Source organism: Mycobacterium sp. PSTR-4-N, assembly GCF_022348085.1.
Classification (GTDB): Bacteria; Actinomycetota; Actinomycetes; order Mycobacteriales; family Mycobacteriaceae; genus Mycobacterium.
The window spans coordinates 24,942-50,583 of sequence record NZ_JAKRFN010000012.1 but is presented as its reverse complement, the minus strand read 5'-3'; the positions used below and the strand labels follow the sequence as shown (position 1 = coordinate 50,583).

Here is a 25,642-nt window from a genome sequence, read left to right as displayed (position 1 = left end):
ACCGCGCAACAACGTGCCGCGGTCGCGGTGTGCAATACCCCGATCGTATAGGATCATGCGCACCTGAGTCAGCCCCGAGGACGATCTCCGATTCGCTGCCGCGCAGCTGAACGGGCCGGCGAAGGACGCTCGCCACGGGTCCGCTCCGCTTGCGCGTGCTCGGCGAGCGCCCGCTTCTTCACCCCCATGATGTGCGAATGCATGATCCGGTAGACCTCGGGTCCGTGACCCCGCTGCAGCCCGGCCAGCAGCTCTCGATGCTCGGCGATGGCGTGCCCGGCGTCCTGAACGCCCACGCCGATGAAGAGCCGGAAGCGTTGCCCGTGGCCACCCAAGGCGTCGTACGCCCGCAACAGGGCACTGTTGTCGGCGTGTTCTGCGATGAGCCGGTGAAACCGCTCGTCGGCGCGGTGGTATTCGCTGATCGCCGCCGCCTCCGCCGTGTGCGGTGCCCGCTCCTGATCCTCGATCGCCTCCTCCAGGGCCGTGAGAAGGCCGGCATCGGCCCTGGTACAGGCCACTTCGGCCAGGTGCGGCTCGATGAGCAGCCGGGCATCCATGATGTCGGCGATCTCTTTGGCGCTGGGCATCTCCGGCACGCGGTAGCCGCGCATCGCGACCCGCACTACGTTGCCGGTGGATTCCAGACGAGCCAACGCTTCCCGCACCGGCGTGGGTGAGACGCCGAGATGGCGGGCCGTGCCGTCGATGCTGATCGGGTCCCCGGACTGCAACGTGCCGTCGAGGAGCAACTCCATCAGGCGTTCGTAGACCTGGTCGACCAGCGTGCTGCGCACCGCCATCGGGTACTCGTCGGCTCCCACTCCAGGCCCTTTCGCATCCCGGCGGTGCGGCCCGCGTACACGTCGGCCGGGCCACACCGTCGCGGCACACGCCGCACTGATCAGCGAGCAAGTTTAACCCGACGTTGACAGCGATACCCCGACTCCCTATATCCTATTTGATTAAGCTGTGACGCACACCACGATGGAGGTCCGGGATGCACTCGGCTCACACCTGGCCGATCTCTGCCAACATGCTCGGCTTCGGCAATCGCGCCCCCGACGGCGGGCACATCAAGGACGCGCCTGCCGCGGTGTGGGCGTCGCAGCTGAGGCAGGTCCGCGAACTGGGGTTCGACTACATCGATCCCACCGATGCCTGGGTTCCGCTGGCCGCTCTGTCGGACCAACGCATCGAGGAGTTCCGCGCCGTGCTCCGCGACGAGGGGTTGGCGATCTCCTCGATCTCCATGACGCGCAGTTCGGTCGTCGATGTCGAAAGCGGAGAGCAGAACCTCGCCGACGCGCATCGCCTGATCGATCTGGCTCCGTCGTTCGGCGCCACCATCGTCAACACCGGGTTCATGCAGGCGGTGACGCCCGAACAGGCCGACCAGATCTGGTTCTGGTTGGTCGAGGGCCACGTCGATGACCCGGCACTGCGCGACCTGGCCGTCCGGCGCATCCGCGAGCTCGGTGACCACGCACGGACCAACGGCATCGAGATCAGTCTGGAAATGTACGAGGACACCTACATCGGGACACCGGATGACGCGGTGCAGTTCTTGCTCGACGTCGACCACGACGCGGTCGGCCTCAATCCTGATCTGGGCAACCTGATCCGACTTCACCGGCCGATGCCGCATTTCAGCGAGATGTTCGCCAAAGTCCTTCCCCATTCGAACTTCTGGCACATCAAGAACTACTCGCGTGATTTCGACCCGGCGACGGGCGCGTACAGCTCGGCACCGCTACCGCTGAAGTACGGATACATCAACTACCGGCAGATGATCCGGTTGGCACTCGAACTCGGTTACACGGGGCCGTTCTGCTGCGAGCACTACGGCTCTGACTCCCTGGGTGTCTGCGCGGAAAACCGGGAGTACATCCAGCAGGTCCTCGCCTCCGCGCTCGCCTGAACACCGATCTGAAGGACATCGCATGCGAAAGATCAACACCGCCACCGTCGTCGGCGCCGGATACATGGGCGGCGGCATCGCCCAGGTACTCGCACTGAACGGCTTCACCGTCACCATCGCCGACGTCAGCGCTGAGGCCACCCGCCGAGCGCTCGAGCAACTGGAGAAGGAAGCCACCGAGTTCGAGGACCAGGGTCTTTTCGAACCGGGCAGCGCGAAGACCATCATGGGCAACCTCAGCGCACGCGACAGCATCGAGGACGCCGTCGCCGACGTCGACTTCGTCATGGAGGCCGTCTTCGAAGATCCCGATGTGAAGAAGGACGTGCTGGCCCGGATCTGCGCGAGCGCCCGACCCGACGCGATCATCGGCACCAACACCTCCACCATCCCGGTCAAGGTGCTCGTCGAGGCGGTCACCCACCCGGAACGCTTTCTCACCGTGCACTTCTCCAACCCCGCTCCGTTCATCCCCGGCGTGGAACTGGTCGCCGGCGACGCCACCACCCAGGAGGTCATCGACTCGGTGAAGGATCTCCTGGTCCGCGCCGGACGCGAGGGCGCGCAGGTCGCCGACACCCCGGGCATGGCGCTGAATCGTCTGCAGTACGCCCTGCTGAAAGAGGCGACCCTGATCGTCGAGCAGGGGGTGGCCACGGTGGAGGACGTCGACACCATCGTCCGCACCACCTTCGGCTTCCGGCTGGGCTTCTTCGGTCCGTTCGCGATCGCCGATCAGGCAGGACTTCCGGTGTACGCCAAGGGATACACGACGCTGGAGAACGAGTTCGGCAAACGGATGGCCACGCCAAAACTGCTCACCGACGCCGTCGCCGAAGGTCGCGAGGGCACCAAGAACGGCAAGGGTCTGACCGGTGACTTCGACGACGAGACCAAGGCGAAACTGATCGCTTATCGGAACAAGGCCTATTCACGGATGGGCGACCTGCTGCGCGAACTCGGACCGGCGCCCAAGGGTTCCTGACAACTCGCAGACCGGGGGATTCGTCTACCCGCCACCACATCTGCCGACCCGAAAGAGACAGTCATGGACGAAGTAGTCCTCGCAGAGCGACCCACCGCGCTGCTCGTCGTCATCGCCCTCGCCGCCATCGCGGTGCTTCTTGTCCTGATCGTCAAGGTGCGACTGCACGCGTTCTTCTCGCTGATCGTGGTCAGTGTGCTGACCGGCCTGGCCGCCGGCATCAGCATGGGCGATGTCGTCGACGTGGTCATCGCCGGGTTCAGCACCACTGTCGGATCGGTGGCGCTGCTGGTCGGCTTCGGCGCAGTCCTGGGCCGTCTGGTCGAGATGACCGGTGGCGCACAGGTTCTGGCCGACAAGATGCTCGAGCGGTTCGGCGAACGCAAGGCACCGCTCGCGTTGGCCGTGGCGTCGCTGTTCTACGCGTTCCCGATCTTCCTCGACGCCGGCTTCATCGTGATGCTGCCCATCATCTACACGGTGGCGCGGCGCCTCGGCGGATCGTTCATGCTCTACGTGCTGCCGTCGATCGGCGCGTTCCTGATGATGCACGCGCTCACGCCGCCGCACCCCGGCCCCACCGCCGCCGCGACCGTGATGGGCGCCGACATCGGGATGGTGGTCATCGTCGCGCTATTGGTCGGTCTGCCGACCTGGTATCTCGCCGGCTACCGCCTGGGTCTGCTGATCGCCAAACGGTATCCGAACATGCCGGTGCCGAATCTGCTCGGCGAGCCCAAGGATTACCCCAAGGACGAACGGCCCGGATTCTGGACCATCATGGCAGTGCTGCTGCTGCCGTTGATGCTGATCTTCTTCAACACGGTGTTCTCGACGCTGGAGGCCGACGGCGCGGTGGGCGAGGACAACTTCGCGTATCAGCTCTCCCGGCTCATCGGCACGACGTCGATGGCCCTGCTGATCGCGGACCTGGTGGCCATGGTGGCGCTGTATGTCGTGCCGCGGCGGGGCCGCGAGTCCATCGGCTCCCTGCTGGAGAACCTGATCGATGATGCGCTCGCACCCGTCTGCTCGATCATCCTCATCACCGGCGCCGGCGGCGCGTTCGGCCGGGTACTGACAGAAACCGGGATCGGCCAGACCCTCGCCGACGGCCTGGACGCGCTCGGTCTGCCGGTGATGCTGGCCGGCTTCCTGATCGCGGTCGTCTTCCGGGTCGCGCAGGGCTCTGCGACGGTCGCGGCGACGACAGCCGGCGGCATCATGGCCCCGGCCGTGACGGCGATGAACGTCAATCCCATCGCGCTGGCGGCCGTCGTCGTCGGCATCACCGCGGGCTCGATCACGTTCTCCCACGTCAACGATTCCGGCTTCTGGTTGATCGGCCGATTCTGCGGCTTCGACACGGTGACGACCTTGAAGACGTGGTCGGTGATCGCGACGGCGATCGGCTTCCTGGCCTTCGGGCTGGCGTCGGTGGTGTACGTGATAGCCAGCTGATACCCACTGCGGCGGCTCGCGCAGCCACCGCGGGCGATTGTCAGCTCGCGCCGTCGTCGCTGCCTGTCGGCGCGAGCTCTGCCTCCCGGTCATCGAAGGCCCCTTGATGCCCCCCGGCCAGGCGTGCCTCGGTCTGAGCGCAGATGGCCAGGCCGACGAAGATCGCCACCGAGCTGAGCATCGACCAGAGCAGCAGCACCACCACACCCGTGAGCGGGCCGTAGACGTTGCCCAATCGATCCGAGAACGCGAGATACAAGGCGACCAGTGCGGTGAAGATCAGCCACAGCGCCAGCGTCACCACAGCGCCGAGCACAAGCCATGACCAGCTGGGTTGCCGGCGCCGCGGGCCCAGTCTCAACATCAGCGTGATCGCCGCCATCAGCAGGCACAGGCCGAGTGGAAGGGCTATCCACTCGATCGTGTCGTCGTCGATACCGTAGATGTCCTCGATCGCCTCGGAAAACGCCGGCGCCGCAATCAGCAGCGCGTACCCGGCCAGCGCGGGGAACCCGGCGATCACGGCCATGGAGAAGGCTCTGGTGTACTTCTGCACGGTGGGGCGATCCCGCTGGATTCCGTAGATCCGGTTGGCGCCGCGCTCGACCTGGCCCATACCGGTGGTCATCGAGATGACCGCGAACAGCAGACCGACCCACAGCGCGATCTGTGAGGCGTCGTCGGCTACCGAGTGCTCGAAGGCGGTGCGCACCACAGGATCACTCGGACCCGGGGTGAGAAACAGCAACGTCCGGCGCATCACCATGCCGGCATCGTCCATGTACAACGAGTTCGCGAGTCCCACCGCGGCGATCATCAGCGGCAACAGCGTCAGCGCGAGTTGCAACCCCAGCGCCCGGGAATGCGAGAAGCCGTCACCGAATCGGAACCGGCGGAACGACTCGACGGCGATCTCCCGACGGTGCTTCCGAAACGTCGCCCAGGCGGTGTCCCCACCCAACTCTTCGTCCACCATGACGGTGGTTTCGGTGACCCGAGGTACCGAGCTCATGGCGCAGGCACCTTGACCAGGAGGGCTGCGGGTTGCACTGTGGCGCGCAGGGATCGCGCCGGTTCGAGTACCTCGCCGTCGAACTGCCGAGGATGCGGCCGGTGGCTGTGGACGTGGACGTCCTCGGCACGCAACAGCGTCAGCCGTGCGTCAGAACCGGTGCGTCGTAAAAGGATCCGCCAGGCCACGGCCAGCCAGTCCGTCAGGCGTCGAGGCGCCACCACCGCGACGTCGAGGAGACCGTCGCGCGGGTCGGCATGCGGCAGCAGAGCAATACCCCCCTGCAGGTGGCCCACGTTGCCGACGATCACAGTGCGGGCGCGACGGTCAGCAACCACGGTGCGTCCGTCGGCGGTGACGTCGACGGTCATTGCCTCAGAGCGCAGCCGTTTCACACCGGCGGCGACATAGGCCAGCCACCCCCAGCGGTCCTTCGACGGCCCGGCTGCTTCGGCCATGATGGCAGCGTCGAAGCCCATACCCGCCATGACCAGGAATGTGCTGCCGTCCACGTCACCCACGTCGAGCGGCACCGCGTGGTCGTCGAAGGCGACGTCGAGACCCCGGTGTACGTCGAGAGGGATTCCGAGGTTGCGGGACAGCAGATTCCCGATCCCGTCGACAGAATCCCCATCGGCACACCGCTGTTCACCAATCCGGCGGCGGTGGCAGCCAGTGTGCCGTCGCCACCACAGCACAACACCAGTTGGGCGCCACGGCGCACGGCGTCGCGGGCAGCCGACCGGCCGCTGTCCTCGGGTGAGGTCTGTCGGACGTGCGTGACATCCCACCCTGCCTCGAGACCGCGTTCCCTCACCAGAGCCGTGGTCTCGGCGGGGTCCTGGACCGTCGTCGGGTTGATCACCAACGACGCAGTCCGCATCCGCACCTGTCCTCTCGTCCACAGTAATCAATTGTTCGACAACCACTTTCGTGGCGAAGTGTGCTCGTCGGTTCCGCGTACCCGGCGACGGGTGAGCTAAACGACGGTCGACGCCGAGCGCCGTGCGAATGGTCACAGAGCGATAACAGTCGCTACGTGTTCGCATAGCCGAGGTCGGGTTGGGAAGACGCCGACCGGAAGGCGTCCGGCATCGACGACCTTCGGCGATGTCCGGACCTCGACGAAGGCACGAAAGAGGACACAGCATTTCTTCGCATGACCCCATCGGTGTTGGTGTCACACCGGACGTGGACGGCACCGGAGGACACGCCGCTGCCTGGAGTGCCGTCGCGCTCGCCACGGCGTTCGCCGGGCTCACGGCACTCGTGGTGGGCGGGTGGCCGCCTCTGATGGCGGCTGACCAGCACGTCGTGGAGAGTCTGACGGGTGTGGCCGCGGGTGCGCCATGGCTGGTCAACGTGATGAGCTGGGTGGCCGATCTGGGTGGCACGGCATTCGCCTGGCTGGCCCTCAGCACCGCCGTGGTGTGGCTGCTGATTCGCCGCGAACGCGCTCTGGCAGCGTACGTGGCCTGCGCCGGGCTCGGTTCCGCGGCCCTGGTCACCGGGGTGAAGGCACTTGTGGAGCGACCGCGCCCGGTGCTCGACGAACCGGTGTCCACCGCTCCCGGTCTGAGCTTTCCCAGCGGCCACTCGCTGGGTTCCATCGTCACCTACGGGGTGCTGCTGCTGGTGTTCCTCCCCGTTGTCCCTGCGCGGTGGCGTCGGGCGACCGTGGCGGCGACGATGGCGCTGGTAGCGCTGATCGGGCTGAGCCGGATCGGACTCGGGGTGCACTTTCCGTCCGACGTTGCGGGCGGCTGGTTGCTCGGTTCGCTCTGGGTGCTCGTCACCGCACTCGCCTTCCGGCGCTGGCACCGCTTCGCACAGCTCGGTAGCCCACCGCTGTCGGCCGGATTGGAGCCCGAAGAACGAGCCCGCCTACACCCTGCCCCGGCGCACGACGCACCGCTTCCCAAGGAGTGGAACAGCGTCGCCGCGCTGATCGTCGCCGCGGTGCTGCTGTGGGGCGCAGTGGTCGGGATCGGCCTGGGCATCACCGGGGCATGGACCCCGCTGCGCGCACTGGACTCTGCGGTCTCCGAATGGTTCGCTGCCGTACGCTCCGAGGCCGCCACCGACGTCCTGCTGATGGTGAGCCGGATCGGTGATACGCAGTCGATCATGCTGGGCTTGCTGGCGGCGGCTGCTCTGGCGTTGGCGATCACCAAACGCCGGCGCCCGGCACTGTTCCTGGTGACCGGCGTGCTCGGTGAGGTCGTGCTGTTCGTCGCCGCCTCGCAGGTCGTCGGTCGGTCCCGGCCGCAGGTCGAACACCTGACCCCGGGTCTCCCACCGACCTCGTCGTTTCCGTCGGGCCATGTCGGAGCGACGACGGCGCTCTACGGCGGGATCGCGATCCTGATCGTGCTGTGGTCGAGGTGGCCACTGCGCCGCCTCGCTCTGCTGGGCGCATTCTGCATCGCGGCCCTGGTCGCGGTCGCACGGTTGTACATGGGTGTGCATTTCCTCACCGATGCCACGACGAGCATCGTCTACACGAGCGCATGGTTGGCGGTGTGCGCGTGGCTGATCAAGCCGGGCCCGGAGCGCGTGGGCAGCGTCACCGCAGAGGCTTTGCCTCCACCGATGGTGGACGAGCCGCAACTACCCCGCCGATGACCTGACGCCAAGCGGCGGTGACGAGTGTGTGCCTCACCGGTAGACGAGGTCGATGCGGCGGAATGCGCCCAGCGCATGGTCCTTCCGAAAAGCCTTGTGATCGCTCTTGTTACGATCACTGGCTTCCTCGGCGAAGCGCACCACGTCGTCGGCGAACAGATCCGGCGTCCCGATCGCTGCCACGATGTCCGGCTCGACGTCGTAATCGAGGAGGCCCGCCTCGTCGGACAGCGCGTGCGCCTGCGCGACCACCTCACCACAGATCTTGGCGTAGTCGCGCCACTCGGAGAACGACAGGTCGTCGAGGTCGATGTCGTCGCGGTACCAGGACCGCTCGCGCACGAGGAAGCTGATGCCGCGGTGCTTGATGCTGCCGTAGAAGCGATCTCCGCTGACCAACTGCACACGCTGCCCGTGCACGACGCGGTCTGCGTCGCCGTCGACGAGATGCTCTGACGGTGGCACCACTCCGTCGAGCGCGGAGCGCCGTGCTTGTTTGAGCTCGAGAAGGATGTCGTCGGAGGCGTCGCACAGCGGCCCCTCGATCATCACGTAATAGCGCACCAACCCCAACGAGGCGGTGCCCTGCCCACGGCGTTCGACGACGTCTTTGACCTTCATCGAGCCGGCCCGTGCGGGCACCGACAGACCCGACTCCTCGACGTAACGGTTGATGAGTTCCTGGAACTCGTTGCGACGACTGGTGATCGGCACCAGCTTCTTGCTGGACTTGAAGCCGGTTCTCGTCTCGTTGTAGTACTTCTCGGCCAACCATTCGGCGCGGGTGCCGTCGGTGGCGCTGTCGATGAGGTCGGCAATCAACTCGGGCGCGTTGTCCCGGCGCAGGTCGGCGACACTCTCGTTGTGGTCGGATGCGTACGCAGTGATCTTGTCGACATAACCACGTACGAACGAGCGGGCGATCTTGCGGCGCTTTCCGCGCCCGAAGTCACCGATCTCGTCGGCGGCGATCATGAATCCGGTGGCGCCCCGCTTGAGGTCCCATGTGAACGGCGCGTAGAACACCTCGTCGTAGTCGTTGATGCCGAAGATCGGCACGTTGTCCGCGTTGGGCATCACGCCGAAGTTCTCCGGGTGGACGTCGCCGGCGGCCAGCACCGTCGGCAGCCACGCGTCTTCGCCGGCCATGTCCCGGTAGAACATCAGCGCCGTGCCGCGAAAGAAGGAGAACCGCGAGCGGGCCAGCTTGTCGAACTTCTCGAACGCCTCCTCGTTGTGGCGGGCGATGCGCAGCTGATGGTCCTCGCGGATGGTCTGCCGGACATGCATGCGGCGGTCGTTTCCGGTCAGGGTGCTCGGCAGCACGACCATGTGGCCGGCGGCGCGCGTATGCGCCAGGGCCTGGAACGCCTTCATCCGCGACGCGTTTCGCGGACTACCGTCGGCCTCGTCGTCGCGGGCCGACACGCGGCCGCCGGCGTCGGTCTCGTCGATGCCGCCGTCATCGGCGGGCGGTTCCTCGTTCAGCGGGTCGCCGGTCGCTGCCGCGAGCGCCGCGAAGATCTCCTTCTTTCGCGCTGTGGCGGGGACTTCGACCCCGAGCGCCTTCGCGGTGTTCAGAAGCTCCTTGCGGGTGGCAGCTGAGTCATCCATGACGTGGTGAACCTCGGGGTGCGGCGGCGGTGGTTATCAGAGGGTGCCCCCGGACCGCCTCGCGGAATCATCGCCTCTCACGCAGGCCCCGGTGCAGTCAGCCGGCGCCATGAGTTCGTCGAGGCCCTCGCGGTACCCGTACCACGGGAGCCTTCCTGGTTTTCCGGTCTTCGGCTTGGCTTGTCCTGACCGCTTCGCTGCTGACCGTGTCGCCATCGATGGGAGCCAATGCATGTCCGCTGCTCAATTGCCCACTGGAAGAGGTCTTTTCGACCTGTCGGGAAAGGTCGCACTCGTCACCGGCGGAACCAGTGGAATCGGGACGATGATCGCCCGCGGGCTTCTCGGGGCGGGGGCTCGGGTGATCGTCAGTTCGCGCAGGGCGCAGGCCTGCGCGCAGACCGAAGAGCTGCTGTCTGAATTCGGCGAGGTCACGGCGATCCCGGCAGACCTCTCTCGGCACGACGAATGTCGGCGTCTCGCCGATCTCGTGACCGCCGACGGCGGCCGTCTCGACATCCTGGTCAACAACGCGGGAGCGATGTGGCGTGAGCCGCTGGCGAGCTTTCCCGACGAGGCCTGGGACACCGTCATCGACCTGAACCTCAAAGCTCCGTTCTGGCTCGTGCAGGCGCTGCTTCCGGCACTTCAGCGGGCAGGCACCGCAGACGATCCGTCGCGGATCATCAACATCGGCAGCATCGCCGCCATCCACGTTGCGCAGTCGCCCAACTATTCATACGCCAGCAGCAAAGCGGCACTGCATCAGCTCACCAGGGTCCTCGCCCGCGAACTGGGCCCCCACCACGTGACGGTGAATGCCGTTGCACCAGGGGTTTTTCCGTCGCAAATGATGGAGGACACACTCGGGTCGATGGGCGAGACGATACGGGCTGCCACGCCCCTGCGTCGGCTCGGGCGCGACGACGACATGGCGGGGGTGGCCGTGTTCCTCGCCAGCAGGGCCGGGGCGTTCATGACGGGCGCGATCGTCCCGGTCGACGGCGGGATCGCGACGACGGCATCGGGCGTCTAGCGGGGCACCCGCAGTACCTCCCGCCCCGCGTGGATCGGTCGTACGGTGAAAGGATGACGACGACGGACGTGCGCGCCGAGATCCGAGAGTTCCTCAGGTCGCGCCGCGCCCGCATCACACCCCAGCACGCGGGCCTGCCCGCCTACGGCGGAAACCGCCGGGTCACCGGTCTGCGGCGCGAGGAGGTCGCGCTGCTGGCGGGGATTTCCGTCGACTACTACGTGCGGATCGAACGCGGCAGCCTGGCCGGGACATCGCCCGAAGTGCTCGACGCGGTGGCCTCTGCGCTCCAGCTCGACGAGGCGGAGCGCCTCTACTTGCTGCACCTCGCGCGCCAGTGTGGGAAGCCCCGCAGAACACGTCGCGCCCCGGCAAAGGTGACGGTGCGCCCGGGCCTGCAGCAGGTACTCGATGCCATCACCGACGCTCCCGCCTGGATCCGCAACAGCCGCTTCGACGTACTCGCCATGAACCAACTCGCTCGCGCGCTCTACTCACCGGCACTGGCCGACAGGCGGCGCCCCGCCAACATCGCACGTTTCGTGTACCTCGAACCCGGTTCAGCACGAGCACTTTTCGTCGACTACGACCAGATCGTGCGCGACGTCGCGGCGAAACTGCGGATGGAAGCCAGCCGCGCCCCGCATGACGCGGAACTGATCGCGCTCATCGGTGAGCTGTCCACCTGCAGCGAGGCCTTTCGGCAGCGGTGGGCATCGCACGATGTGAGAGTTCTGCGGACCGGACGCAAGCGCCTGCACCACCCCGTCGTCGGCCGGCTCGACCTGGACTACGAGTCGATGCAACTGGCCGCCGAACCGGAGATGCACCTGAACGTCTACACCGCCCCCGCCGGGACACCGGCCGCTGACAGCCTCGCCGTCCTGGCATCGTGGGCCGCCAGCCAACCCGGACCGTCGGGCGACGTCGTCGCACGGTGAGCGCAGGCTGAGGCCGGCTACGGAACGAGTTCTCCGACGTCGTCGAGCGAGGTGTCCCGCGTCTCTCGCATCGCCAGCAGCGCGATGCCGGTCAGCAGCGCGGCGCACAACAGGTAGACCCCCACCCACGCCACCCCGTAGGACGTGGCCAGCCACGTCGCGACGAACGGTGCGATCGCCGCGCCGAGGATACTGGAGACGTTGTAGGCGACCCCGGATCCGGTGTACCGCACGTTGGTCGGAAAGAGTTCGGGCAGCACGGCGCTCATCGGTCCGAACGTGAGGCCCATCAACGTCATGCCGATGATCAGGAACACCAGGGTCGAGGTGGTCGTCGCCGACGCCGGGTCGAGCAGCAGCCCGAAGGTGGTGCCGTAGACCATGATCGCCACGGTGATCACCAGCAGCGTCACCCGGCGGCCGAACTTGTCGGCGAGCAGCCCGGTGACCGGGAGCATGGCGGCGAAGAACAACACCGAGATCAGCTGCAGCTGAAGGAACTCCAGGTACGGAATACCCAATCCCCCACCGGTGGGCGCCTTCTCGCCGGTGCCGAAGCTCAGCGCCCAGGTGGTGACGACGTAGAACAACGTGTAGGTGGCCAGCATGACGAACGTGCCGATGATCAACTGACGCCAGTGGTTGCGGAACACCTCGGCCAGCGGTGCACGCACCCGCTCGCCGCGGGCGATAGCGCGGGCGAACACCGGGGTTTCTGTCAATCGGAGTCGCACGTAGAGCCCAATCGCCACCATCACCGCGCTGAGCAGGAACGGGATGCGCCAGCCCCACGTCAGGAACGCGCCGTCCAGATCCGGGCTGGCGGTGTTGAAGCCCAGCCACAGCACCAGGACGAGGAACACGCCGTTGGCCAGCAGGAAACCGAACGGGGCGCCGAGCTGTGGCCACATGGCCGCCCACGCGCGTTTGCCGGGTTTGGCGGTCTCGGTGGCCAGCAGGGCCGCGCCGCTCCATTCGCCGCCGAGTGCCAGGCCTTGGCTGAAACGCATGATTGCGAGCAGCGCCGGGGCGAACAACCCGACCTGGTGGTAGGTGGGCAACACACCGATGAGGAACGTCGCGATGCCCATCACCAGCAGCGAGGCCACCAGCGTGGTCTTGCGTCCGATCCGATCGCCGAAGTGCCCGAACAGGATCGATCCGACGGGACGCGCGACGAAGGCGAGGCCGAAGGTCGCCAGCGATGCGAGCAGCGCCGTCGTCGGGTTGCCCTTGGGGAAGAAGAGGTGCGGGAAGACCACGACGGCGGCGGTGGCGTAGACGTAGAAGTCGTAGAACTCGATGGTGGTGCCGACCATCGAGGCGACGACGATCCGCCCGCGGGGCACGCCGTCGACCAGGTCCGGTTCGCGTGTGGTCATGGGTGCACATCCTCGCACCCAGCGGGTGTCCGAAGCGTGTTCGGGGCGTGTCCGACCCCGTGGCTACCCTCGACGAGGTGGAGTCGTTTGCGGTGTCTCGTCAGGACGTGCTCGACCGGGTGTCGGGAATCGATGCCGGGCAGTACGCCAGGACGCGCAACTTCACCGACGGCGGCACCAAGATCTCGCCGTACCTCACCCGGGGGTTGGTGACGTTGCCCGAGGTGCGCGACGTGGTCCTCGAGAGGTTCACGCGCAGCCAGGCCTACAAGTTCGTTTTCGAGCTGGCGTGGCGCGAGTACTGGCAGCGGGAGTGGACGTTCCTCGGTGACCGCATCTTCGGCGACGTGAAGCGTCCGCAGCACCCGGTGAGTTCGCGACAGATGCCGCGGGCGGTGCTCGACGCCGAGATCGGGGTCGCCGCGCTCGACGCCGCCGTGCGCGGCCTGTACGACACCGGCTACATGCACAACCACGAACGAATGTGGTTGGCAGGCTTGACATGCAACATAGGGCGAACCCATTGGTGGGAGCCCGCCCGGTGGTTGTACTACCACCTCCTCGACGGCGACCCGGCCAGCAACAGCCTGTCCTGGCAGTGGGTGGCGGGCACCAACAGCGTTAAGAAGTATGTGCCGGCCCAGCAGAACATCAACAAGTACTCACCCATGCGTCAGCACGGCACCATCATCGACTACGGCTACGGTGCACTCGCCGAGATGGCGGTGCCCGGCGTGCTGATCGAACGAGCCGACATCGACCTGTCATGGTCGCCGCCGCCGAGCGATGAGGTGGTCATCGATCCGGCCAAGCCGACACTGCTCTACCACTCGTTCTGGCTGAACGCGGCGTGGCGACAGGACGTCGACGCCAACCGGATCGTGCTGCTGGAGCCCAGCTGGTTCGAACGGTTCCCGGTCTCGCCGAAGGTCACCGACTACCTGCTGCGTTGCGCGCGGGAGATTCCGGGCGCTCAGGTGGTCGTCGCCGAGTTCGACGACCTCGATCTCGGGGACCACGTCACATACATGCGGCATCCCTCGGTGCCGCATTGGCGCGGCACCGCCGACGAGATGCCTCGGATGTTTCCGAACGTGCCGGAGAAGTCGTACGCGTCGTTCACCAGCTTCTGGAAGCAGTGCGAGCGGACGACGCGTTAGGCGTCCGGAGGCGTCCATACGGTCCGTCAGCCCGGCGGGGGCTCAACGATAGCCTCGAACACAGCCTCCAGAATGCCCGTGAGCGCGCCGGTATCGCGGCTGTTGAGAGCTCGCGTGCCCACCACCCGTCGCATCAGGAGCACGCCGCTGGTGACTGACAGCACGACGTCGCTGCGCAGCTGACGCCCGGGACCGGACAGCTGCCTCGCCAATCGCCTGCCCACGTGCCGCTCGATGGCGTCGACCACGATCTCAGCGGAGCGCGGGTTGGAGGCGGACCGGAGCATGATCAAAAAAGGGGCCAGCTCATCGCCGTCCGGCGCGGAGCGAGCCACCAGTGCTGCTGCGGTCTCCCGAGCCGAGAACTGCGGCTGCTCCGCGACGAAGGTGGGCGCCGCGAACGACGCTTCGACAGCTTCTGCGAACAGCTGCTCCTTGGAGCCGAAGTACCTGTTCACCAACATGGCGGTGACGCCGGCATCGCCGGCGATCTCGCGGACCCCCACTCCGTCATATCCAGCGCGCGCGAAATTGCGGATCGCAGAAGTCAGGATGGCCTTGCGAGTGGCCGCCGCATTGCGCGGTCGCGACGGTCGGGTGGACACGTCGTCATGTTAGGGAATAGACGAGAACAAGTCTACGTCTGTATACCTGTCTTGTATACGACTGTAGATGTGGAGCCCCCGTGGACATGGGATTGACAGGCAGACGCGCACTGATCACCGGGTCGAGCGCCGGCATCGGTCGCGCTATCGCCGAAATGCTGGCGGCAGAGGGCGCCTCGGTCGTGGTCCATGGACGGGACGACAAGAGGACGCACGCGGTGGTCGACACCATCCGCGCGAACGGCGGCGAGGCCGCCGCCGCACTGGGCGACCTGACGACGAGCGCCGGCGCCGCCGCCGTTGCCGGCGCCGCGGGCGAGATCGACATCCTGGTCAACAACGCCGGCTATTACGACGGCTTGACCTGGTCGCAGCTCACCGACGACGACTGGTCGGACATCTACCAAGCCAACGTCGTGACGGGCGTCCGCATGATTCGTCATCTCGTCCCCGGCATGCGCCGCCGCGGATGGGGTCGCATCATCACGATCGGGGGTGGCCTGGCTATCCAGCCGGTGGCACTGCAGCCGCATTACAACGCGACGCTGGCGGCCCGCCACAATCTCACGGTGGCCTTGGCTCGCGAACTGGCCAGTACGGGGGTCACCGCGAACATCGTTGCCCCCGGGGCGATCCTGACCGAGCCGGTCCGCGACATGACCCTTCGAGTGGCAGCGCACCACGGCTGGGGCGCCGAATGGCCCGACATCGAGAAGGCGGCGTCTTCGCAGTGGTTTCCCAACGACGTCGGCCGGTTCGGCCGGGTCGAGGAAATCGCTGCTGCTGTCACATTTTTGGCCAGCACGCATGCCGGCTACATCAGCGGAGCCGACCTCCGCGTCGACGGCGGCACCATCCGATCTGTTTCCTGATCACCCAACAATAACGAGGAGTTCCCATGACCGACCAATCGAACGTCTTTCTCATTTCGGGGGCCTCCCGCGGCCTCGGCCGCGCGATCACCGAAGCAGTACTACGCGCAGGGCACCGCGTGGTCGCCGGCGTCCGCTCGGCCCCGGCGCTGGATGACCTTGCCGCCGAGTACCCCGACGCACTATCGGTCGTCGCTCTGGATGTGACCGACGACGGTCAGGTCCGAGCGGCAATCACGGCCGCTGTCAACCAGTTCGGACGGCTCGATGTCCTGGTGAACAACGCCGGGTACGCCAACATGGGGGCCATCGAGGATGTCGACTTCGAGGACTTCCGGACCAGATCGACACCAACTTCCTCGGCGTGGTGCGGCTGACTCAGGCTGCGTTGCCCGTCATGCGCACCCAACGCGGCGGCCACATCGTCCAGATCTCGTCGGTGGGTGGCCGACTGACGCGCCCGGGCCTGGCGGCTTATCAGTCGGCCAAGTGGGCGGTCACCGGCTTTTCCAGCGTCCTCGCCCAGGAAGTGGCGCCGCTGGGGATCAGGGTGACGGTGCTGGAGCCCGGCGGCATGCGCACGGACTGGGCGGGATCCTCCATGCGCGTGGACCCGATCCGCGAGGAGTATCAGACCACCGTTGGAGCCGCCGCGGCGATGAGCACCAGGGCGACGATCGGGGCAAGTGACCCTGCCAAGGTGGCCGCACTGTTGCTCGACGTCATCGGGATGGCGGAGCCGCCGACTCGACTCCTGGTCGGGCCGGACGCTTACCGCTACGCGACAGCCGCCGGACGTGACCTGCTCGCCACGGACGAGAAGTGGGAGGAGCTGAGCCTCTCCACAGCCGCCGATGACGCCACCGACGATCAGCTGGACCCGCTGGGCAGCCTGCGCAGATGACGATGCGCCATGACACTGCTTCCCACGGCGCCCACAGGTCAGCTGGTGGCAGACGCCCGGCTGTATGAGATGGACGCATTGACCTGCGGGCAAAATCCGAGGTGATCCTGCCGTTCGGCATCCTGTGCCTGTCGCAGCACAACCTCAGCGTCATCTTCGAGCGTCTACCGAATTCGGTGTTCCTGGGGTGCGGGTCCGATGTCGACTCCCGGTGTCGGCTGATGCGCCAGCTGCGGGGTCTTTGACCTTTCTGCTCCGGCACCGGCGTGACCGCGATAGCGCCCGCCGACACTGGATACGCTGCGCGAGCGCTTCGATCTGCGCTGCGGCCCGGTGTCGACCGCATCGGCGTTATGACAAACGAGGGCCGCGTCCTCGGCCGTGCTCGCCACGCGCGGGTCAGTGCGTTGCGCGGTCGACAGCGGCCACGATCAGATCGGACCGGGCCGGAATCGCTTTGCCTGCAACGAAAACACTCGGGGTCCCACCGACACCACGGGCCGTCGCGCGGGCAGTGACGAATGTGGGCCAGCTGAGGTACCTGCCCGCCTTCACGTGGTCGGCGAACGCGGGATCAGCCACACCGACGACCCGGCCGAGAGTGATGAGCTGGTCATCGGAAAGGCCGAATCCGCCCTCGGGCGGCTGGCTCTGGAACAGGGCGTAGGAGTACTCGTGGAACCGATTCCCGTCCGCTGCCGCGGCGGCCGCGGCGGCCGCCCGGGTCGAATAGTGATTCGCCGATACGGCGTCAAGGAAGTTCATGGGATGGCGGATGAACCGGATCATCTGCTGGTCCAGGAGCCGGTCGATGACACTGCGGGAGTTCAATTCGAACTGTTTGCAGAACGGACACTGAAAGTCGATATAGGCGTCCACGTCCACTGGGCCCGCGCCGACGGCAATGCCGGCCTTGTCTTCGGTCGCGCCATGAGGCACTGGTGGTTGGAGTGTCTGGTTGTGAGTCATGGCCCCATGTCGCGCCCGTTCGATAGCTCACACATCGTTCCGGCGGCGCAAGCCGCACGACGACGTTTCGTCCTCACGAGACCAGGCGGCGCGATCACACGATCGATCGCGGCGGACGCTGGTTGGGCATCACAGGCTGATAAGCCGTGAGGATCTCGCCCTGACAGTGCGCTGTCTCGCCGAACCGACCACTGGCCCCGGGCCCGCGGGCCACCTGGCGGTCCCGGTTCCCCTTGAGTCGTGCGGGCGCAGCCGGGGTCGCGGTGAGGTATACGTCAGTTCGAGCGCGGAGTCGGCCCTCGTTGCAATTGCTGGTTGTTGCGGCGTTCTCCATCGCGCTCGGCCTTGACCGGCAGCGTCGGTGGCTGGTGCTCCTTGGCCCTACCGCAGTGGGCGGCGGTCACGGTCGTGGCTGTCTCGGTGTTCGCGCTGATTGCTGGCTCGCTCTCACCAGCGATAGTCGAGGAACTTTCCGTCGAAGGTGACCACGACACGGTCACCGTCCGGATCTGCGCGGCGCTTGATGTCGACCTTGAAGTTGATGGCGCTCATGATGCCGTCACCGAATTCCTCGTGGATCAGCTCTTTGAGGGCGGGCCCGTAGACGGCGAGCGCTTCCTGGAAGCGGTAGATGGTGGGATCGGACAGCAGCGCGGGGTCGATGCCACGGGAAGGCTGTGACTGAAGGCTCTCGGCCACCGCACCATCGAGGTTGAGTAACGCGCACACCCGCTCGGCTTGCGCCGCCTGCATCGGATGCTGGCCGAGCAGGGCGGCCACACACCACACCAGTGGCGCGTCGATCTCCGCCGCGATGTCGGACCATTCGAGCTTCTTGCGGATGCGAGCGGCTTTGACCAGTTCCGCAGCCTCACTCTTGGGCATGATGGGGGTCATCGGACACTCCGCCCTGCCGTCACCAGCGAGCGATCCTCCGACGGCAATTCGACCAGGCGTGCATCGCCGGTACGGGCGTGCGTGGCGAACAGGGTGAGGCCCACGAAGGTCAGTCCACCGACGAGATTGCCGATCACCGTGGGGATCTCGTTCCAGACCAGGTAGTCGCCGATCGAGAAGTCGCCGCCGAGCATGAGCCCCGACGGGAACAAGAACATGTTGACGATGGAATGCTCGAAACCCATGTAGAAGAACAGCATGATGGGCATCCACATCGCGATGACCTTGCCCGAGACGCTGGTGGACATCAGGGCTGCCACGACGCCGGTGGAGACCATCCAGTTGCACAGGATGCCGCGGATGAACAGCGTCAGCATTCCCGCGGCTCCGTGCTCGGCGTATCCCACCGTCCGGCTGTGCCCGATCTCACCGATCCGCTGACCGACTTCGTTGGGGTCGACACTGAAGCCGTAGGTGAACACGACCGCCATCATCAGGGCCACGACGATGGCGCCGGCGAAGTTGCCGACGAAGACCAGGCCCCAGTTGCGCATCATCGACTTGAACGTCACACCGCGCCGCTTGTCGAGCAACGCCAGCGGAACGAGCGTGAAAACGCCTGTCAGAAGGTCGAATCCGAGCAGATAGAGCAGGCAGAACCCGACGGGGAACAAGACCGCGCCGAGCAACGCGTTGCCGGTCTGCACGGTGATGGTCACGGCGAACGCCGCCGCGAGGGCGAGGATGGCGCCTGCCATGAAGGCTCGGATCAAGATGTCGCGGGTCGACATCAACGCTTTCGACTGGCCGGCGTCGATCATCTTGCCGACGAACTCGCTCGGACTCACATACGACATACAAAACCTTTCCGGGGGACCGTTGCCTTTACGATTCCCCGGTCGGATTGCCGATTCGCAACGCTGCGTGGACAGTCGTGTTGCCACCCCCTCACAGCCAACCCCCAAGTTCTGTGAGGCGGGCTCATCAACGGCGGAGGTGGCTGTCCACCCTTGGCCTGAACCGAGCCGCCTGACTCAATCGGCCCCTGCGGTCAGGATGCCGCCCGCGAATTGTCCTCTCGCGGCGTCGACGTCGAACTGGATCCGGCCCCGATCCGGGGACGTAGCCCATAGTCGTCGGGGCGCATCGTCATGTCGGCATAGCTGTCGAGATCCTGTTCGGTTCCCAGCGTCAGCTCGACCGCCGTCTTCGCTTGGAACAGAGCGATGACCGCCTGTTGGTGATGGTCGGTACCGAGGGAGGTGAGGGCCAGTGCCAGCTTGCGGTCGACGTAATCGACAGACCGCTCCAGGTCCGACTTCGCCGGCTGGATCGGGCGGGGCTGCGACGCGGCGGCCCCTTCCATACCGAGCCCGCTATACCAGCGATACCCGAGTGCGCCGAGAACAGCCGCGCACACCGGGATCACGACGATGATGCAGAGCAGACCGGGAGTGCCGTCGAGAACCAGCGCACCGACGAATCCGAGGAGCAGCAGCGTGCTCGTCAGGAACAGCAGTCGCGCCGCCGGGGGTATAGCTGCGACCGCACGCGCCATCTGAGCGAGGATGCGAGCGCCCGACCGTGCCGCGCGGCCCGCGAGACTGATCAGCGACTTCGAGATCTTGACGGCGCCACGGCCCATGTCGTCGACGTGCTGACGGGTGACCGGCGACTTGGGCATCGACCACGTGCGTTGCTGCGGCGCGGGGCTTGTCGCGCTCGGTGAGTCGATGGGTGTCTGGGCCGGGTCGGATTCGGCTGCGCTGTCTGCGCGCGCGTCCCGCGCTCCCGCCGGCACCGAAGCCTTCGTCACATCCGCATCAGAAGTCACAGAGGCATCTTCCCGCAATCGGTGCTCGCGGTCGCCTTGACGCGCCGTCGGAGAATGGCTCGACCGATATCCGTCGGGCGGCCTGTCGGGCCAATCGGGCGGGCCGTCGCGGCGCCTGTTTCGTCGGGATGTCTAGTGCGAGGCGGTCAGCCGTGAGGCGCCGGTCACGCGGCGCGCCGACCGTGGGCGCCGGCGACGCGCGGCGACGGCATCCTGCTCGGTGAGGTACTCGACGAAGTGGGTGACTATCCACGCTGCGCCGCAAAGCGCCAGTGCGAGGCCGAAACTCGCGGGTGACCCAAAAAGCATTGCGACCAAGGCGAACGTGCCCGACGCTATGGCCACAACCATGGCGGCTTTGTGGACGATGACGTAGTGGCTTTGCCGACGAAGTGTTGACGTGCTTGTTGTCATGTGATGTGCCTCCGTTACCAGCAATTCCCGAGCGTCGGCGGCGCTAAACAACATGGTTGTGATTCATTCGTGATTGGAATGCTCTCAGAAGTCGCATCGACACCGGGTCGGGCGGACCAGTCGCTCCTTCGACTTTCGCCCACGTGACGGTTCAGCAGCCCGTAGGAAATGAATGTGATCCATGACACACTGAAACGTTGTCACGCTTGACGGGTTCCCGAGGCGCTGGAGGCTTCTATGAGTGCAACACCCACCCTGAAGAAAGCCCTCAGTCAGCGTCAGCTGACCATGATCGCCATCGGCGGTGTGATCGGCGCGGGCCTGTTCGTCGGTTCCGGCGTCGTCATCGCCGACACCGGACCCGGCTCCTTCCTGACCTACGGGATGGCGGGCGTGCTCATCATCATGGTGATGCGCATGCTGGCCGAGATGGCCGTGGCGAATCCGTCCACCGGGTCGTTCGCGGACTATTCACGCAATGCGCTCGGGCACTGGGCGGGATTCTCGGTCGGATGGCTCTACTGGTACTTCTGGGTGATCGTGGTCGGGTTCGAGGCCATCGCGGGGGCCAAGATCGTGCAGTACTGGATCGACGTCCCGCTCTGGTTGTCCGCCCTGATCTTCATGATCCTCATGACGGCGACCAACTTGTTCTCGGTCGCCTCCTACGGCGAGTTCGAATTCTGGTTCGCCGGCATCAAAGTCGCTGCGATCATCGCCTTCATCGCCCTCGGTGGGGCGTTCGTCTTCGGCCTGTGGCCGGACAAGTCGGCGGACTTCTCCAATCTGACGAGTCACGGCGGTTTCATGCCCTTGGGTTTCGGCGCTATCACCGTGGGTATCGTGACCGTGATCTTCTCGATGGTCGGCGCCGAGATCGCCACCATCGCGGCAGCGGAATCCTCGGACCCGGAGAAAGCGGTCGCCAAAGCGGCCAACTCGGTGATCCTGCGGATCCTGATCTTCTATGTCGGCGCGGTTTTCCTTCTGGTGACCATTCTGCCCTGGAACGACAAGGGAATTGCCGCGTCGCCATTCGTCGCCGCGTTCACGAAAATGGGAATTCCCTACGCCGACCACGTGATGAACGCTGTGGTCTTGACGGCGGTGCTCAGTTGCCTGAACTCCGGGATGTACACCGCGTCACGAATGCTGTTCGTCCTTGCGGCGCGTCGGGAAGCGCCACCGGCACTGGTCAACGTCACCCGCCGCGGCGTGCCGGCCAACGCCATCCTCGCCTCATCGGTGGTCGGCTTCGTCTGCGTCATCGCCGCGGCCGTCTCCCCCGACACCATCTTCGCGTTCCTGCTGAACTCAAGCGGCGCGATCATCCTGTTCGTGTACTTGCTCATTGCGATCTCGCAAATCGTGCTGCGGTACCGCACCCCCGATTCCGAACTGCGCGTGAAGATGTGGCTGTTCCCCGTGCTGTCCGTGCTGACCGCCCTGGGTATCATCGCGATCCTGGTGCAGATGTTCATCGACACCGCGTTGCGCTCCCAACTCGTACTGAGTCTCCTGTCGTGGGCGGTCGTAGTCGTGCTGTTCGTCGTCAACAGGTGGTTCGTGAAGAAGCGTCCGTCCGAACCAACCGACACTCCAGCGGATACTCCGCACCGCGTGCTCGTGCTGGCCAACCAGACCGTCGACTCCGACGAGCTGCTCGACGAGCTTCGCCGCATCGGCGCAAGCGCGGAGACGAAATATCTTGTGGTGGTTCCGGCCAACCCCGTCGACACGGGCGCCGCGGAGACGCACGGGCCGCGCGACGTCACCGAGGCGACGCAGGAGGCGGCCGCCGCCCGGCTCGACACCACGCTCGCCGCGCTGCGTAGCGAAAAGCTGGACGCACGCGGCGAATTGGGTGATTACCGGCCGCTGCGGGCGCTCGAGCACGCCGCTGCGGAGTTCGGCCCCGACCAGATCGTCATCGCGACATTGCCCCCCGAGTTCTCGGTGTGGCACCGCTTCGACGTCGTCGACCGCGCCCGGGCGCACTTCACCGTTCCGGTGACCCACGTCGTCGCGAAGTCCGCTGCGACAAGCCAGGTTCAGCGATGACCATTCTCGCGGGGTTCAGCTGGAGCGGGCACAGCCCCGCGCCGCTGCACCTGGCTGCGCAACTGTCCCGCTCCACCGGCGGGAGGATCGTGGCGGCCGCAGTCATCGAGCGTCCCTGGATACTCAATCCGATGGACAACGAGTACTTCAGCCACATCGGGATACAAGCCACGAAGGCACTCGAGCACGCCATCGCTCAACTGCCGCCGGGTCTGGACGTGTGGCCGATCGTGCACCAGGCCACGTCGGTACCGGAGGGTCTGACAGAGCTGGCCACGGAGGTGAAGGCCGACACCGTCGTGGTGGGATCGTCGTCGACGGGGCTGCTCGGCCGGATCGCCCTGGGGAGTGCGACCGACCGTCTGGTCCACACGGCGGAGATCCCGGTCGCCATCGCGCCGCGCGGCTATCCCGTTCACCCCGGGCGGATCGAGCGGTTGACGGTGGCCTACGGCGGGCAGGCGGACCACGTCGGATTGGTCGCGGCGGCAGCGGAACTAGCCGCGCACTGGTCGGCTCGGCTGCGCATCGCGTCTTTCACCGTCCGACCAATGTCCGTGTTCGGCGGCTCGCTCGAACCCGGCGCCGACGACCTCGTGATCGCGCAATGGGCGCGGCAGACACGGGCGAGCGTCGCAGCGCAGTTGGAGGCGGTCCGCTCGGGGGTCGACACGGTCGATGCCGACGTCGTGATCGGCTCGGGTTCGACGTGGCGCGACGCCGTGGACGGAGTCGGATGGGAGACCGGCGACATCCTGGTGCTGGGATCCGGCGCGGCCGGCCCGGTGGCGCAGGTGTTCCTGGGTTCGGCGGCGGCACGCATCCTGCGGCACTCGCCGGTGCCGACGATGATCATGCCGCGGCGGACGGCCTCCTGACGGTCAGCGCATGATGTGTTCGCGGAAGCCGATCACGTCGTCGGAGCCGAAGCCTGGCGGTGCCGTGAACGACCTCGTCGCTCAGGTAGGCCGGGGCGTTGGAGATGACGATGAAGTCGAACTCCGGATCTTGCCGGCGGCGAGGGAGACACCCGCGCGCCAGCGCCGCTACCAGCGCCTACAACGTGCCCCCAGTCGGACTCGAACCGACACTTGGCGGATTTTAAGTCCGCTGCCTCTGCCAATTGGGCTATGGGGGCTTTGCAGCTCAGAGCGTACTTTAGGCCGTATCAGCCTTCCTCTGACGTCCTGAATACCGCAGTGATACCGCAGTGCTGTCTATAGCCTTACCCAGCGCGTCTGCCACACCGCTCAAATCGTCGTTGAGTAGGTGCCCATAACGGTCGAGCGTCATGGCCGCCGTTGCATGCCCCAGGAGTCTCTGCACGACCTTGACGTTAGCGCCTGCACTGATCGCCAGTGACGCCGTGGTGTGCCTGAGGCCGTGAGGTACCAGCCCTTCGATGCCGACGTCTTCACACGCGTTGTCGAATGCCCAGCGGTACTCACCGAGTGGCAGGAACCCGCCCTTCCGACTAGGAAACACCAGCGCGTTCGGATCGGCAGGCAACTCAGCCTTGAGTTTCTTCCAGACAGGTTCGGGCACGGGCACGTGGCGATCCCGCTTCGTCTTGGTCGTCGACTCCACGATGCCCTTACCAGTGACCGCGGTTGCCGACGAGCGCACCGTCAGCACCCGATCCCCCACATGCCTGCGTCTCAACGCAACGGCTTCGCCGAACCGCAGCCCGCAGTACCCCAGGACCAGCGTCAGCGTCTCGAACCGATCCGCAGCCTTGGCCAGCACCAACAACTCGGCATGGCTCAGGTAGCGCCGCTCACGCTCGGCTTGCTCGGGAAGATCCTCGTCCCGCTTGATCTCCAACGCGACGTTCTTCGCCACCTTGCCAGTCCGTTGGGCGTATTTCAGGACAGCACCTACCAGCTGATGCGCTTGGGTGATCCGACTTGCCGACAAACCGGCTCCACGTTGCCCACCATCGACCGACAGCGACCCCAGCCACGTCGAATAGGACTCGTAGTCAAGCCTTTTCAGCGGAACACCATCCCACTTCGGCAAGACTACGGTGTCGAGCAACGAGCGATATCCTGCAACGGTTTTCGGCTTTCGGTGCTGTTTGGTGGCGAACCATTGCTCCGCCACCGACCCGAACGTCTCCGCACTCTTCCTCGGATCGACATACTCACCGCGCTGAAGGTCGGCGGTCAGGCCGTTGAGGTATGCCTGCGCATCCGGCTTGCGTTGGAAACTCTTGGTCCGTTCAGCGCCTGTGCTGTCGACCCATCTGACACGCCAGCGCGAGACCTTGCCGTATACCGCAGACCGCTCCGTACGCATCGCGCCGTCCGGCGCCTTGACTCGTTTGTGCCAGCGGTCGTCAATTCCCGCTCGCTCGTTCCGAGTCGTCATACGCTGAAAGTACCGCAGTATTCCGCTCCCCTCATCCGCTTCGTTGTCCGGAGGCCGGACTATGAGCCCGCCGAAGACGTCACGACCCCCGAGTCATTGAAAGGCTTTTCTTCAAGTGAATGTGGCTGTGGTCGTGGACAGACCGTCAAGTCACCAGTCACTGTTGGCTCAGGCGAACCGACCATAGCTGAGGAGTAATTTGATGGATTTGCTAGGAGCGAAGGAAGTTTCGGACATCACTGGAGTTCCGATGGGGACGCTGAGGTACTGGCGGCATTCGAATATTGGGCCGGCGAGTTTCACCTTGGGACGCCGAGTCGTTTATCGGAGGGCCGAGGTATTGCGCTGGATATCGGAGCGAGAGAGCGCAACCCGCCGCGGAGGCGGCGACGCCGCTTAGTGCCTGCGCACGAAAAAGACCTCGGGGACTAGCCGAGGCCTTCGTTCGAACCACCCGATCACGCCACACGGAAGTTCCTCATGAGAATAGCGCAGCATGCCCATAATCGACAGCACCACGGGCAGGAAATCCCTTGAGCGGCAGGGGGGAGGGGGACAAGAAGTCAGTCGCGGCACGCT

General features: G+C 65.9%; 22 protein-coding genes, 1 tRNA gene and 2 pseudogenes. 12 read left to right on the top strand and 13 right to left on the bottom strand.

Translation table 11 applies throughout. The annotated features are described in order from the left end of the window. Positions 1 to 68: 68 nt before the first annotated feature. Complete coding sequence (locus tag MHN84_RS16960) at positions 69 to 824, bottom strand: GntR family transcriptional regulator (protein WP_241205674.1); 756 nt, start codon at positions 822 to 824, stop codon at positions 69 to 71. Between the two features lie 176 nt (positions 825 to 1,000). On the opposite strand from MHN84_RS16960, the gene MHN84_RS16955 reads away from it, so the two are divergent. From MHN84_RS16955 to MHN84_RS16945, 3 genes are all read left to right on the top strand, one after another. Next, on the top strand, positions 1,001 to 1,921 hold the full coding sequence (locus tag MHN84_RS16955) for a sugar phosphate isomerase/epimerase (RefSeq protein ID WP_241205673.1): 921 nt from the start codon (positions 1,001 to 1,003) through the stop codon (positions 1,919 to 1,921). Between the two features lie 22 nt (positions 1,922 to 1,943). After that, on the top strand, positions 1,944 to 2,906 hold the full coding sequence (locus MHN84_RS16950; protein WP_241205672.1) for a 3-hydroxyacyl-CoA dehydrogenase family protein: 963 nt from the start codon (positions 1,944 to 1,946) through the stop codon (positions 2,904 to 2,906). 63 nt (positions 2,907 to 2,969) lie between these two features. Next, the gene (locus tag MHN84_RS16945; protein WP_241205671.1) at positions 2,970 to 4,367 is read left to right on the top strand and encodes a GntP family permease; all 1,398 of its coding nucleotides are present in this window, start codon (positions 2,970 to 2,972) and stop codon (positions 4,365 to 4,367) included. Between the two features lie 40 nt (positions 4,368 to 4,407). On the opposite strand, the gene MHN84_RS16940 is transcribed toward MHN84_RS16945, so the two are convergent. The 3 genes and pseudogenes from MHN84_RS16940 to MHN84_RS29990 form a co-directional block, all read right to left on the bottom strand. Beyond that, entirely contained in the window at positions 4,408 to 5,379 is a 972-nt protein-coding gene (locus tag MHN84_RS16940; protein ID WP_241205670.1) for a YihY/virulence factor BrkB family protein, read from the bottom strand. Then, positions 5,376 to 5,912 carry a diacylglycerol kinase family protein gene (locus MHN84_RS16935; protein ID WP_241205669.1) on the bottom strand — a complete coding sequence of 179 codons (537 nt, stop codon included), beginning with the start codon at positions 5,910 to 5,912 and terminating at the stop codon, positions 5,376 to 5,378. Before MHN84_RS16935 ends, MHN84_RS16940 begins: the two co-directional genes overlap by 4 nt. Before the next feature lie 86 nt (positions 5,913 to 5,998). Next, positions 5,999 to 6,262: pseudogene (locus tag MHN84_RS29990) on the bottom strand (diacylglycerol kinase family protein); the annotation flags it as partial. A gap of 308 nt (positions 6,263 to 6,570) precedes the next feature. On the opposite strand from MHN84_RS29990, the gene MHN84_RS16930 reads away from it, so the two are divergent. Then, a complete protein-coding gene (locus MHN84_RS16930; RefSeq protein WP_241205668.1) occupies positions 6,571 to 8,004 on the top strand; it encodes a phosphatase PAP2 family protein in 1,434 nt (477 codons plus the stop codon). 33 nt (positions 8,005 to 8,037) lie between these two features. Here MHN84_RS16930 and MHN84_RS16925 read toward each other — a convergent pair whose 3' ends face one another. Then, positions 8,038 to 9,618: a DUF2252 domain-containing protein gene (locus tag MHN84_RS16925; RefSeq protein WP_241205667.1), complete on the bottom strand. Its 1,581-nt coding sequence runs from the start codon at positions 9,616 to 9,618 to the stop codon at positions 8,038 to 8,040. 232 nt (positions 9,619 to 9,850) lie between these two features. On the opposite strand from MHN84_RS16925, the gene MHN84_RS16920 reads away from it, so the two are divergent. Then, the gene (locus MHN84_RS16920) at positions 9,851 to 10,654 is read left to right on the top strand and encodes an SDR family oxidoreductase (protein WP_241205666.1); all 804 of its coding nucleotides are present in this window, start codon (positions 9,851 to 9,853) and stop codon (positions 10,652 to 10,654) included. 53 nt (positions 10,655 to 10,707) lie between these two features. Beyond that, on the top strand, positions 10,708 to 11,595 hold the full coding sequence (locus MHN84_RS16915) for a helix-turn-helix domain-containing protein (RefSeq protein WP_241205665.1): 888 nt from the start codon (positions 10,708 to 10,710) through the stop codon (positions 11,593 to 11,595). A gap of 17 nt (positions 11,596 to 11,612) precedes the next feature. On the opposite strand, the gene MHN84_RS16910 is transcribed toward MHN84_RS16915, so the two are convergent. After that, entirely contained in the window at positions 11,613 to 12,977 is a 1,365-nt protein-coding gene (locus MHN84_RS16910; RefSeq protein ID WP_241205664.1) for an MFS transporter, read from the bottom strand. A 77-nt stretch (positions 12,978 to 13,054) separates the two neighbouring features. On the opposite strand from MHN84_RS16910, the gene MHN84_RS16905 reads away from it, so the two are divergent. Beyond that, on the top strand, positions 13,055 to 14,137 hold the full coding sequence (locus MHN84_RS16905; RefSeq protein WP_241205663.1) for an FAD-binding domain-containing protein: 1,083 nt from the start codon (positions 13,055 to 13,057) through the stop codon (positions 14,135 to 14,137). A gap of 26 nt (positions 14,138 to 14,163) precedes the next feature. Here MHN84_RS16905 and MHN84_RS16900 read toward each other — a convergent pair whose 3' ends face one another. Next, complete coding sequence (locus MHN84_RS16900) at positions 14,164 to 14,742, bottom strand: TetR/AcrR family transcriptional regulator (RefSeq protein ID WP_241205662.1); 579 nt, start codon at positions 14,740 to 14,742, stop codon at positions 14,164 to 14,166. An 86-nt stretch (positions 14,743 to 14,828) separates the two neighbouring features. Between MHN84_RS16900 and MHN84_RS16895 the strand changes: the two genes are divergently transcribed. Both MHN84_RS16895 and MHN84_RS29985 read left to right on the top strand, forming a co-directional pair. After that, positions 14,829 to 15,614 carry an SDR family NAD(P)-dependent oxidoreductase gene (locus MHN84_RS16895; RefSeq protein ID WP_241205661.1) on the top strand — a complete coding sequence of 262 codons (786 nt, stop codon included), beginning with the start codon at positions 14,829 to 14,831 and terminating at the stop codon, positions 15,612 to 15,614. 26 nt (positions 15,615 to 15,640) lie between these two features. Continuing rightward, positions 15,641 to 16,518 (top strand): annotated as a pseudogene (locus MHN84_RS29985) (SDR family NAD(P)-dependent oxidoreductase). A gap of 399 nt (positions 16,519 to 16,917) precedes the next feature. On the opposite strand, the gene MHN84_RS16885 reads toward MHN84_RS29985, so the two are convergent. From MHN84_RS16885 to MHN84_RS16870, 4 genes are all read right to left on the bottom strand, one after another. Then, on the bottom strand, positions 16,918 to 17,487 hold the full coding sequence (locus MHN84_RS16885) for a thioredoxin domain-containing protein (protein WP_255730550.1): 570 nt from the start codon (positions 17,485 to 17,487) through the stop codon (positions 16,918 to 16,920). Positions 17,488 to 17,934: 447 nt separating this feature from the next. After that, the gene (gene cynS, locus MHN84_RS16880; RefSeq protein ID WP_241205659.1) at positions 17,935 to 18,384 is read right to left on the bottom strand and encodes a cyanase; all 450 of its coding nucleotides are present in this window, start codon (positions 18,382 to 18,384) and stop codon (positions 17,935 to 17,937) included. Then, a complete protein-coding gene (locus tag MHN84_RS16875) occupies positions 18,381 to 19,241 on the bottom strand; it encodes a formate/nitrite transporter family protein (RefSeq protein WP_241205658.1) in 861 nt (286 codons plus the stop codon). Before MHN84_RS16875 ends, cynS begins: the two co-directional genes overlap by 4 nt. Positions 19,242 to 19,435: 194 nt before the next feature. Continuing rightward, the gene (locus tag MHN84_RS16870) at positions 19,436 to 20,218 is read right to left on the bottom strand and encodes a hypothetical protein (RefSeq protein ID WP_241205657.1); all 783 of its coding nucleotides are present in this window, start codon (positions 20,216 to 20,218) and stop codon (positions 19,436 to 19,438) included. 651 nt (positions 20,219 to 20,869) lie between these two features. Between MHN84_RS16870 and MHN84_RS16865 the strand changes: the two genes are divergently transcribed. Beyond that, on the top strand, positions 20,870 to 22,693 hold the full coding sequence (locus tag MHN84_RS16865; RefSeq protein ID WP_241205656.1) for an amino acid permease: 1,824 nt from the start codon (positions 20,870 to 20,872) through the stop codon (positions 22,691 to 22,693). Continuing rightward, positions 22,690 to 23,571, top strand: coding sequence for a universal stress protein (locus tag MHN84_RS16860; RefSeq protein ID WP_241205655.1), 882 nt, complete (start codon positions 22,690 to 22,692; stop codon positions 23,569 to 23,571). The genes MHN84_RS16865 and MHN84_RS16860 overlap by 4 nt, the downstream gene beginning before the upstream one ends. Before the next feature lie 186 nt (positions 23,572 to 23,757). On the opposite strand, the gene MHN84_RS16855 is transcribed toward MHN84_RS16860, so the two are convergent. Together MHN84_RS16855 and MHN84_RS16850 are read right to left on the bottom strand one after the other, a co-directional pair. Next, positions 23,758 to 23,831 (bottom strand) — tRNA-Leu (locus MHN84_RS16855). Between the two features lie 20 nt (positions 23,832 to 23,851). Continuing rightward, positions 23,852 to 25,063 carry a site-specific integrase gene (locus tag MHN84_RS16850; RefSeq protein ID WP_064280677.1) on the bottom strand — a complete coding sequence of 404 codons (1,212 nt, stop codon included), beginning with the start codon at positions 25,061 to 25,063 and terminating at the stop codon, positions 23,852 to 23,854. Between the two features lie 202 nt (positions 25,064 to 25,265). On the opposite strand from MHN84_RS16850, the gene MHN84_RS16845 reads away from it, so the two are divergent. Further along, positions 25,266 to 25,463, top strand: coding sequence for an AlpA family transcriptional regulator (locus MHN84_RS16845; RefSeq protein ID WP_011856752.1), 198 nt, complete (start codon positions 25,266 to 25,268; stop codon positions 25,461 to 25,463). Positions 25,464 to 25,642 lie beyond the last annotated feature (179 nt).